The 10,218-nt window shown below is 45.6% G+C and carries 11 protein-coding genes; 8 read left to right on the top strand and 3 right to left on the bottom strand.

Annotated elements, in window-relative coordinates:
* Positions 1 to 165: 165 nt before the first annotated feature.
* The 3 genes from ACCM36_RS04340 to ACCM36_RS04330 are packed head-to-tail and all read left to right on the top strand — an operon-like array spanning position 166 to position 3,160.
* On the top strand, positions 166 to 1,461 hold the full coding sequence (locus ACCM36_RS04340) for an O-acetylhomoserine aminocarboxypropyltransferase/cysteine synthase family protein (protein WP_370572512.1): 1,296 nt from the start codon (positions 166 to 168) through the stop codon (positions 1,459 to 1,461).
* 3 nt (positions 1,462 to 1,464) lie between these two features.
* Entirely contained in the window at positions 1,465 to 2,949 is a 1,485-nt protein-coding gene (locus tag ACCM36_RS04335; RefSeq protein WP_370572511.1) for a homoserine O-acetyltransferase, read from the top strand.
* A 16-nt stretch (positions 2,950 to 2,965) separates the two neighbouring features.
* Entirely contained in the window at positions 2,966 to 3,160 is a 195-nt protein-coding gene (locus tag ACCM36_RS04330) for a MoaD/ThiS family protein (protein WP_370572510.1), read from the top strand.
* Between the two features lie 56 nt (positions 3,161 to 3,216).
* On the opposite strand, the gene ACCM36_RS04325 is transcribed toward ACCM36_RS04330, so the two are convergent.
* Together ACCM36_RS04325 and nadA are read right to left on the bottom strand one after the other, a co-directional pair.
* Entirely contained in the window at positions 3,217 to 3,498 is a 282-nt protein-coding gene (locus ACCM36_RS04325) for a hypothetical protein (RefSeq protein WP_370572509.1), read from the bottom strand.
* A gap of 97 nt (positions 3,499 to 3,595) precedes the next feature.
* Complete coding sequence (gene nadA / locus ACCM36_RS04320; RefSeq protein WP_370572508.1) at positions 3,596 to 4,507, bottom strand: quinolinate synthase NadA; 912 nt, start codon at positions 4,505 to 4,507, stop codon at positions 3,596 to 3,598.
* Positions 4,508 to 4,630: 123 nt separating this feature from the next.
* Between nadA and thiM the strand changes: the two genes are divergently transcribed.
* The 5 genes from thiM to arsM all read left to right on the top strand — a co-directional run bounded on the left by thiM (position 4,631) and on the right by arsM (position 8,134).
* A complete protein-coding gene (gene thiM / locus ACCM36_RS04315) occupies positions 4,631 to 5,416 on the top strand; it encodes a hydroxyethylthiazole kinase (protein ID WP_370572507.1) in 786 nt (261 codons plus the stop codon).
* 22 nt (positions 5,417 to 5,438) lie between these two features.
* Entirely contained in the window at positions 5,439 to 6,092 is a 654-nt protein-coding gene (gene thiE / locus ACCM36_RS04310) for a thiamine phosphate synthase (RefSeq protein WP_370572506.1), read from the top strand.
* 101 nt (positions 6,093 to 6,193) lie between these two features.
* Positions 6,194 to 6,928 (top strand): ThiF family adenylyltransferase, encoded by a 735-nt coding sequence (locus ACCM36_RS04305; protein ID WP_370572505.1) that lies wholly within the window; start codon positions 6,194 to 6,196, stop codon positions 6,926 to 6,928.
* 89 nt (positions 6,929 to 7,017) lie between these two features.
* On the top strand, positions 7,018 to 7,401 hold the full coding sequence (locus ACCM36_RS04300; RefSeq protein WP_370572504.1) for an ArsR/SmtB family transcription factor: 384 nt from the start codon (positions 7,018 to 7,020) through the stop codon (positions 7,399 to 7,401).
* A complete protein-coding gene (arsM, locus tag ACCM36_RS04295; protein ID WP_370572503.1) occupies positions 7,391 to 8,134 on the top strand; it encodes an arsenite methyltransferase in 744 nt (247 codons plus the stop codon). The genes ACCM36_RS04300 and arsM overlap by 11 nt, the downstream gene beginning before the upstream one ends.
* 138 nt (positions 8,135 to 8,272) lie before the next feature.
* On the opposite strand, the gene ACCM36_RS04290 is transcribed toward arsM, so the two are convergent.
* A complete protein-coding gene (locus ACCM36_RS04290; protein WP_370572502.1) occupies positions 8,273 to 9,997 on the bottom strand; it encodes a thiamine pyrophosphate-binding protein in 1,725 nt (574 codons plus the stop codon).
* Positions 9,998 to 10,218: the final 221 nt, after the last annotated feature.

Here is a 10,218-nt window from a genome sequence, read left to right as displayed (position 1 = left end):
GGATGAACTTTCGGGCAGAGGCATAATAGGGGAATTTGCTGGGGCCACACGGGTATGGAAACTGAACACATACGGCCTTTCCTGGGAAAAGGTCCGTTACCTGACAGACACATTCCAGGATATCTCTGATAAATACGAACTTCAAGTGAACAGGGGTTAATTACAATGACAACGCAAAATTACAGGTTAGGAACACTTGCACTGCATGCCGGACAGAGACCTGACCCGACTACAGGAGCATGTGCCGTACCGATATATCAGACAACTTCGTACGTATTCCGGGACAGTGATCACGCTGCTAACCTTTTTGCTCTCAAGGAACTTGGCAACATCTATACCCGTATCATGAATCCAACAACGGATGTGTTAGAACAACGCATTGCGGCCATTGAGGGTGGTACAGGTGCACTTGCTGTTGCATCCGGTTCAGCAGCTATAACCTATGCCCTGCTAGCTATTACACAGCCGGGTGATGAGATCGTATCCGGTAACAATCTTTATGGTGGTACCTACGAATTGCTCAACTACACTTTCCCGAAACTGGGCAGGAAAGCCGTCTTTGTGGATTCCGCTGATCATGAAGCTTTCAGGCAGGCCATTACTGAAAAGACAAGAGCTGTCTACATCGAGTCCGTCGGCAATCCAAAACTGGATATTCCCGATTTCAGGGCAATTGCAGATATCGCCCATGCAGCCGGAGTCCCTCTTGTAGTTGACAATACAACTGCTGTGGGACTTGTGAGACCTATTGAACATGGAGCCGATATTGTTGTGCACTCTGCAACAAAGTTCATAGGCGGACATGGGACTTCCATCGGTGGCTCCATAGTTGATTCCGGCAAGTTTTCCTGGAACAATGGTAAATTCCCGGAACTAACGGAACCTGATCCCAGTTATCATGGTCTTAGATACTGGGAAACTTTCTCTGATTTCTCCGGACTTGGTAATGTGGCGTTCATATTCAAGGTAAGGCTGCAGCTTCTCAGGGATACGGGTGCTGCTATCTCGCCATTTAATTCGTTCCTGTTACTGCAGGGACTTGAGACGTTGCATCTGAGGATACAAAGGCACTCGGAGAATGCCTCCAGGGTGGCAGAGTATCTATCCGGCCATCCGAAGGTATCATGGGTAAATTATCCGGGTTTGCCTGACCATCCAAGTCATGAGCTCGCATCCCGGTATCTCAAAGGAGGTTATGGTGCACTGATGGGCTTTGGTGTAAAGGGTGGTGCAGAAGCAGGCAAACGCTTCATCGACCAGCTTAAGCTATTCTCACACCTTGCCAACATAGGTGACTCCAAGAGCCTTGTCATACATCCGGCTACTACAACTCATCAGCAACTGACCCCGGAAGAACAGATAGCTACAGGTGTCACTCCGGATTATATACGTCTCTCCATAGGTGTCGAGGACATTGAAGATATCATTGCAGACCTTGAGCAGGCCCTTGAAAAGGTGTGAAATATGCAAAGATCGGTCGGTACAACAAGGACAGAACACCTTACATTTGATGAGCCGCTGGTCCTTGAAAGTGGTGCATCCCTTGAACCTGTTACGATAGCCTATGAGACCTATGGCAGGCTTAACAGGGAGAAAAGCAACGCTATACTGGTCTGCCACGCTTTTTCGGGGAATGCTCATGCTGCAGGTTACCATGCAGGAGAGGACCGGCCCGGATGGTGGGATACACTCATAGGGCCGGGAAAGGCATTGGATACGGATGATTATTTTGTTATCTGTTCCAACATCCTTGGCGGATGTAACGGGACAACAGGACCGGCATCCATTGACCCGAAAACCGGAGAAAGATACGGCCTTTCGTTTCCTATCATCACCGTTGGAGACATAGTCCATCTGCAAAAACGCCTCGTGGACCACTTTGGTATACAACAGCTTCTGGCCGTGGTAGGGGGGTCCATGGGTGGAATGCAGGCTTTGCAGTGGTCGGTTTCATATCCGGAGATGGTACGCAAGGTTGTTGCAATAGCGACAACAGCCAGATCCACTCCCCAGCAGATAGCTTTCAATGAAGTGGGAAGACAGGCTATCATGGCAGACCCCAAGTGGAACAAAGGAGAATATTCCACCGGCACAATTCCGGAACGCGGCCTGGCACTTGCAAGAATGATAGGTCATATTACTTATCTTTCGGATGCCTCCATGCATAACAAGTTTGGCCGAAACCTGCAGAACAAAGAGGCAATAGGCTATGATTTCTCCACTGAGTTCCAGGTTCAAAGTTATCTGCACCATCAGGGAGAATCATTTACCAGAAGGTTCGATGCAAATTCCTACCTGTATATCACGAAAGCCATAGATTACTTTGATCTGAGCATCAATGGCTCTCTTGCAGCTGGTTTCTCAAAGGCGGGACCGACATTTCTGGTCATATCGGTGACTTCTGACTGGCTTTACCCTCCATATCAGTCCGAAGAGATCGTAAGTGCATTGAATGCCAATGATATTGAGGTCCAGTACTGTGAGATACGCTCGAATTATGGCCACGATGCATTTTTGTTGGAGTCCGGCCAGCTGAACTATATGATCAGCCAGTTCCTCAACAGGTTACTGGTCCGCGATGTGATGAAGGATAGCCCGACTATCAGTGAACAGTCTTCGATGAACGATGCGGCCAGGGTCATGATAGAGAACGGAGTGAACCATCTGCCGGTGATAGGTAAAGATGGACAGCTTGCAGGTATCGTTACTTCATGGGACATCGCCAAAGCGGTTGCACTTGGGTACCAAGACCTTGAGCAGATCATTTCCCGCTATGTATTTACTGCAACTCCTGGCGAATCCATCGCTAAGGTCGCCAAGCTGATGGAAGAAAAAGCCATTTCAGCTCTTCCTGTAGTTGATGAAAAGAAACAGCTTGTGGGGATTGTCTCAAGCGACAGCCTAAGTACATTGCTCGGACGATGCACAAATCCAAAAAAGCACAAATAACAAAGAAAGTGAGATCATGAAAGTCAAATTACCTTCGGGTGAAACCGAAGAGATCGAGATAAGTTCCACAAGGGTAGACAGGCTGCTGCATCAATTAGGTATCAATCAAAGTTCAGTGATCGTAGTAATGAACGAGCAGATCATTCCCGAAGATACGAATCTGTGCAATGAAGATGAACTGCAGATAATACGGGTTGTTTACGGTGGATAAAAGCAGCATTCTCCTTCTATTTTCAAAGGAAAATGGTTATTTTGCTCTAAAACAGTTCATTCTTTGCATTTAGGCCACATGTTATAACCTATGTTCGGATTATTTGATCTAAATTTATTTATGAAATAGATCTCTTGTTGATATACTTCCTCAATAGATACAGGTTCGGATTTCCATAGAATTTCTTTCCTTATCGTAAAATCATCTTTTTCATCCCTTGTGAAGTCTTTTTCAACAAGGTCACGATTAGGACTCCCGAAATATCGGATATCATCAGTCCGATCCTGTCCAATGTATATTTTGCCATTCGGGTAGGTTATTTTGTAGATCACTTTCATACAAACTCAATCTTATTTTTACAGGATTCGATTTAATAAAATTTCCATTATCAGGATATTAAATGACGTTCATACTGTCATAAATTCTAATGCTATTTTACACAGCCAGCATCCTTTCAATTGCCTTGCGTGCCCTATTTGCTACATCTTCGGGCACTGTTATCCTGGGCCGGAGCAATTCCAGTGACTCACACACTTTGGCAAGATTTGTCCTTTTCATGTTGGTACATATTGCCTGCGGCGATAACGGATGACATATCTTGTCAGGACACTTTTTTTCCATCTGGTGCAGGATGCCGATCTCAGTGCCTATGATGAACTCTTTATCCGGTGCTGAACAGACATGTTTGATCATGCCTGATGTGGAAAATACGTGATCTGCAAGGTCAATGACCTCAGGTCTGCATTCGGGATGCACAAGCAGTTTTGCATCCGGATAATCCCGGCGTGCCTTAATTGCGTCATCATGCGTGATCCTGTCATGTACAAAACAGAATCCCTGCCAGGGCAGGATCTCTTTGGAAGAGAAACGGGCAACGTAATTGGCAAGATTTTTGTCAGGCAGGAAAATGACCTGTTCTTCATCAAGTGATTCCACGACCTTAACAGCATTTGAGGATGTACAACATATATCACTCTCTGCTTTCACTTCTGCAGTGGTGTTCACATAGCTGACTACGGCAGCATCGGGAAACCTTCTTCGAAGCATGCGTACTTCATCTGCAGTGATCATTTGTGCCATGGGACAACATGCTTCTTCAGCAGGCAGAAGTACAGTTTTTTCAGGATTGAGGATGCAGGCAGTTTCAGCCATGAAATCTACGCCACAGAAAACTATTACATCACATTCAATGGACTTTGCAGTACGGGCAAGCTCAAGTGAATCACCTACTATATCGGCTATGTCCTGTACTTCAGGTATCTGGTAATTGTGTGCAAGGATCGCAGCGTTCTTTTTTTCTTTCAGTTGCAGGATCCTGTCTCGTATGTTTTCTTTCGTATTGATCAAGGTCACAACCTTTTTATGTTCACAATTGTTAACATATGTGCATTTCACTCTTGTAAACTTTACGATTGAGCAAAAAGAGATTAATGTACTAAAAGCGCTTTAAACGTGTACCGAGGAATAATAATGCACGAACCTCTTAAAAAAATAAAGGAAACAAAACCACTGATACACCATATCACAAATTGGGTTACGATATATGATTGTGCGAATATCACGCGAACCTTCGGCGCTCTTCCTGTAATGGCCCATGCGCCTGAGGAATGTGCTGATATGACACGGATCTCATCTGCCCTTGTACTCAACATCGGAACCTTAACAAATGAGCTTATTGATGCGATGATCCTTTCTGCGAAAGCTGCAAATGAGAAAAAGATACCTGTAGTGCTGGATGCAGTTGGTGTGGGTGCAACAAAGTTCAGAGATTATATGGCCGCAAAGATCATAGATTCTGTTCACATCGATATTATCAAAGGCAATTATTCTGAGATAGCAAAGCTTGCAGGCGAAAAAGCTCAGACAAAGGGAGTTGAGGCAACTTCTATCAATGCTGATCCTAAGCAGATAGCACAGGAACTTGCAAGATCTAAGTCCTGTACTGTTGTCATGACAGGAAAAGAGGATATAATCAGTGATGGCAAAAAGACATTCGTCGTCAGGAACGGACATGAGCAAATGGGGTCTATTGTCGGAACAGGATGTATGGCCGCTTCAGTGATAGGCTCGTTCGCTGCTGTAAATCCCGACCACTGTGATGCTTCCAAAGACGCTCTCTGTTATTTTGGGATCGCAGGGGAACTTGCAGCTGAGATCTCACGTGGGCCGGGGAGCTTCAAGATGAATTTATATGACGAAGCATTCAATCTCTCTGACGAGAAAGCAGAAAAGATGATGAATTTTGAAGAATGCTGAATCAATGTGAACGGGAGGATCCATGACCGGCAAAAAGGATCTGCTTGCAGAGATCGACTTCTATCTTGTGACCGACTCCGGTCTGTCAAAGAAAGGGACCTTATTCGATGTGCAGGATGCAGTTGCATCCGGATGCAGGATCGTGCAGTACAGAGAGAAAAAGAAGAGCACAAAAGAGATGATTGCAGAAGCATTACAGATCAAAACAATATGCAGTGATGATGCGATATTCCTGGTAAATGACAGGATAGATGTTGCTCTGGCAGTGGATGCTGATGGGGTGCACATAGGTCAGGATGATATGCCTATCGATATTGCAAGAGCGATCCTTGGAGCTGGAAAGATCATTGGTCTTACTGTCCATGATATCGATGAGGCGATAGAAGCTGAAAAAAGTGGTGCCGATTATGTAGGTCTTAGCCCTATATTCGACACTGCTACTAAAAGTGATGCAGGGAAGGGTATTGGCACTGAAAGGATAAGAGATGTTAAAAATGCTGTCAATATTCCTATAGTTGCTATCGGCGGAATAAATAAAAAGAACTGCAAGAACGTGATCGAAAATGGTGCAGATAGCCTGGTAGCAATATCTTCAGTGGTATGCAGTGATGATGTGAAACGTGAAACAAAGGAGTTCATTGCTATCATCAGGGAGGCTCTCGGTCGTATCTCCTGATGTAATGCAGGCTATATTCACCACAAACTTTAAGGATTTGAACAGTATTCACGATTGTGAATAAACAGGATTATAACAGTGATGAAAAGAGGAGTGAAATCTTGCTTAGTGAACAGGAATTGCAGCGATACCAGCGTCAAATGATGATGTTCGATAAAGAAGGCCAGGAACAACTGAAAACGTCCCGTGTGTTCATTGCAGGCGGGGGTGGTTTGGGTTGTCCCATAGCACTTTATCTTGCAGTTGCGGGCGTCGGCTGCATCGATATTGCGGACCGGGATGTTGTGGAGCGGACGAATCTGAATCGTCAGGTGCTGCACTGGGAAAAAGATATCGGAAAACCAAAGGTCCTGTCTATCGAAGAAAAGATCCGGGAAATTAATCCTGATATCAATGTCATTGGAAGGCATGTTACCATCACCGCAGAGAATGTCCTGGAACTTGTAAAGGATGCTGACATTATCGTGGATGCACTGGACAATTTCTCTGCGCGGTATCTGCTCAATCGTGCAGCTCTTCAGACAGGCATCCCTCTTGTGCATGGAGGTATCCGGGGTTTTGACGGTCAGGTCCTCACGGTCATCCCAGGTAAGACCGCTTGCCTCAACTGTGTTTTTCCACATGCTGCTCCTGAAGAGGTATTCCCTGTCATAGGTGTGACTCCCGGTATAATTGGGATACTCCAGGCTAACGAAGTGCTCAAGTGCCTTCTGCGGATGGGTGAACCTCTGGAAGGCCGTTTGCTAGTATGGGATGGTCTCAATGCAAAAATGGATACATTTACAGTTAAACGCAGGAATAACTGTGAAGCGTGTGGAGATATAACGCCTTCTTAACTATCTCTTTTATATGTTTTATGTACTGATCCCAACATGTTTTTCCACAAATTATATATTGATATATGCGCATATTGCCATATATCAATATGGATCAGAATGATATTATTGGAACTAAGGTAAAACTTTTCAAGGCGCTAGGTGATGAAACTCGTCTGAAGATCCTTGCCTATTTGCTGGAGCATAGCTATTGTGCATGTGATTTTACCTCTCTTACGGCAAAAGACCAGACTACGGTTTCAAAGCACCTGAAGGTGCTTGTCGAAGCGGGTATCCTGAAGTATGAAAAGCGTGGGCGCAACATCATTTACAGTATAAGGGATGCAGCAACTTCAAAGCTGTTGCAGATCCTCGGGATCGGAGAAGTAAGAAGCTGCTGTGAGAATGCACAAAACTGTTGTGCCTGTGCTGCCGATGATGTTCATATTGATGAAACTTGTAATATCCAGGAGTGTGGACAAAATGGACGCTGATGAAAAAAAGCAGACCATCCGGTTGAAATACGGGGAAATTGCACTTAGCGGCGGTTCCTGTTGTTGTAGCAGTGATTGCTGTGGCAGCAGCCCGGATGTTTCTAAAAGTCTGGGTTATTCGGATAAAGATGTACAATCTTTCCCGGATGCTAACCTCGGGCTGGGATGCGGGAATCCTACGGCTTTTGCAGAGCTCAAGGAAGGAGATGTGGTGCTGGACCTTGGATCAGGTGCAGGTTTTGATTGTTTCCTTGCTGCTGATAAAGTGGGCAGTACGGGAAAGGTCATTGGTGTGGACATGACTGGTGAGATGGTCAGGAAAGCCAGGGAGAATGCCAGAGAGTACGGATATGGCAATACGGAGTTCCGTCAGGGAGATATCGAAGCCCTTCCTGTAGGCGATAGCACAGTGGATGTCATCATCAGTAACTGTGTTATTAATCTTGCTCCTGATAAGGAAAAAGTCTTCAGTGAATCTTACCGCGTCCTGAAGCCTACAGGCAGGATGTACATCTCGGATATGGTGCTTCTGCAGGAACTTCCGGTGGAACTTCTCGAAAATAAGGATCTGCTGGTCGGATGTGTGGCCGGGGCTATCCTGAAAGAAGATTACATCAAACTCATGGAGAAAGTGGGTTTCAAGGTACAGGTCATTGGCGAGGACACGGATATCAGTAGCAGGCAGTATGAAAGGCTTCCTGTTGAAAGCCTCAAGTTAAAAGCCTGGAAGTAATCGTAGTGTATTTTGTCGGGAGTTCCAGTGGAAACAGAGGGGTTTTATATTTCTAATGTTCAGAAAAACATAATTCTATTCGAGTATAGAAAGAGCAAGTGATCGCTCTTTCTTATCCGGTACTCATTCCAGCGGGGTTTACAACCCTGCAGATACGTGCGTTATGTACGGTCCGAGAACCATATCTTTATAAGCTCCTCCTGCCGGGACCTTCGGGTAGAGTATCTCTTCACTGTCCGTGCAGACTTCCAGGAAACAAGGTCCTTCCACAGCCAGAAGATCCTCTATCCCCTGTTTCAGGTCTTGCCGGTCGCTTATCCTTTTTGCGTAGTTAAATCCAAAGGCACGTGCTATCTCGGCAAAATGTACATCCTTGCATCTTTGTGTTCCCGTTCTGATCCCTTCATATGCTGCATCCTGCAGGTTCTGGACCATGCCATCGCTCCTGTTATTCAGCATCAGGATCTTGACAGGCAGGTCAAGAGATGCTATGGTATGCAGTTCACCCAGGTTCATTTTCAAGCTGCCATCCCCATCGATAGCAATGATCTTCGAACGGGGGTTGGCATAGTGGACTCCAATGGCCGTAGGCATGGAAAAGCCCATTGTACCAAATGACCCCGAGGTCATGAAGGACCTTTCCCTTTGCATGGGCAAATATTGGGCTGCAAGCATCTGGTGATTGCCGACACCCGTGGTTATCTTAGTGTGTTTATCGATATAAGCTGATAGTATAGCCATTACCTCGGCAGACTGTATATTTGCGGATGCCCTGTTGTGGTCCAGTGGCCATGATCTTTTAAGTTCCCGGGCACGTTCCTGCCACCGCTTTATATCCAGAGTGATGTTGTGTCTCTTAGCGTAGTTCAGCAGGTCCTTGATAGCTGTGGGAGCATCTCCTATGAATGTGAACTTGGGGCCACGCTCGATCTTGATCTGATGCATCTTCTCAGGATTGATATCAATGTAGGCTATGTCAGTACCTATTGCAAATCCCACTTTTTCCGCAACCCTGTCATCCCACCTGACACCAATGGCAAAGAAGAGATCATTTTCCTGGATGAGCATATTCGCATAGGGTGTACCGAACATGCCCAGCATCCCCAGGTTCAGGTCGTCTCTTTCGTCAACCACGCCCTTAGCCATGAGCGTATTGACAGAAGGTATCCTGAAATGCTCGTTGAACTCTCTTATTGCCTGGCTTCCCTCCTGTGAGTTCAGGCCGCCTCCCAGGTAAAGCAATGGCTTTCCGCAATGCAGCAACAAGCGGAAGAAGTCTTCGCACTGATCATCACATAGATGCCTGTCATCGTGATAACTTTCCTCGAACCTTCTCACATTAATGGCCCGATAATCATGGATCTTCTGTTGTTTGTCAAGAGGAAAATCTATGACCACGGGACCGGGTTTTCCAGACCTTGCAAAGTAATAGGCATCCTTGACAATTGATTCGATGTCATCATCATTGGATAGCTGGATGACCTTTTTGGCAGCATCCCCGAAAACACCTGTTACATTGATATGCTGGAACGAGTCTGTTCCGATCTTATGCTCAGGGACCTGTCCAGCAAATACCAGCAATGGAATGCTGTCACCATAAGCATCCGCAACAGCTGTGAGAGTATTCGTTATGGCAGGTCCTGATGTAACAATGGCCACACCGATCTCATTACAGGACCTTGAATATCCTGCAGCACTGAATGCCGAGGATTGTTCGTTGGAATTGATTACGATCTCAATATCACTCTGCCGGAGTGCATGGAATACAGGAAGAATCGCTGCTCCCGTATAACCAAAGATGCATTTGACCCCAAGGTCCTCCAAACTTTTGACCAGCACTTCTGCCCCATTCATTTCTTTCATTTTCAACTCTCCCTGGAAAAACCACGCTGGCACAGAATGAACTGATTAGTAAACAACCCAAAACAGTACACTTGAGCCAGAATAGTCTCTTGCTCAAGCGATTAGTACTACCACTACTACAGATACATTGGATAGGATGTAGTTTGTGGTAGAGTTCAACATTAAAAGGAGAAAGGGCATAGGTCATATTTATGGATTACTGTTATATTACGGTGTAAAGC

It is taken from the genome of Methanomethylovorans sp. (genome assembly GCF_041305605.1).
GTDB lineage: Archaea > Halobacteriota > Methanosarcinia > Methanosarcinales > Methanosarcinaceae > Methanomethylovorans.
The sequence above is the reverse complement of the archived record's forward strand: the minus strand, read 5'-3'. Positions and strand labels throughout refer to the sequence as shown.

Coding starts and splice junctions, on each gene's coding strand:
- ACCM36_RS04300 (WP_370572504.1), top strand. CDS start 7,018: ATGGATCAGAATGATATTATTGGAACTAAGGTAAAACTTTTCAAGGCG.
- ACCM36_RS04290 (WP_370572502.1), bottom strand. CDS start 9,997: ATGAAAGAAATGAATGGGGCAGAAGTGCTGGTCAAAAGTTTGGAGGAC.
- ACCM36_RS04330 (WP_370572510.1), top strand. CDS start 2,966: ATGAAAGTCAAATTACCTTCGGGTGAAACCGAAGAGATCGAGATAAGT.
- thiM (WP_370572507.1), top strand. CDS start 4,631: ATGCACGAACCTCTTAAAAAAATAAAGGAAACAAAACCACTGATACAC.
- ACCM36_RS04340 (WP_370572512.1), top strand. CDS start 166: ATGACAACGCAAAATTACAGGTTAGGAACACTTGCACTGCATGCCGGA.
- ACCM36_RS04335 (WP_370572511.1), top strand. CDS start 1,465: ATGCAAAGATCGGTCGGTACAACAAGGACAGAACACCTTACATTTGAT.
- arsM (WP_370572503.1), top strand. CDS start 7,391: ATGGACGCTGATGAAAAAAAGCAGACCATCCGGTTGAAATACGGGGAA.
- ACCM36_RS04325 (WP_370572509.1), bottom strand. CDS start 3,498: ATGAAAGTGATCTACAAAATAACCTACCCGAATGGCAAAATATACATT.
- thiE (WP_370572506.1), top strand. CDS start 5,439: ATGACCGGCAAAAAGGATCTGCTTGCAGAGATCGACTTCTATCTTGTG.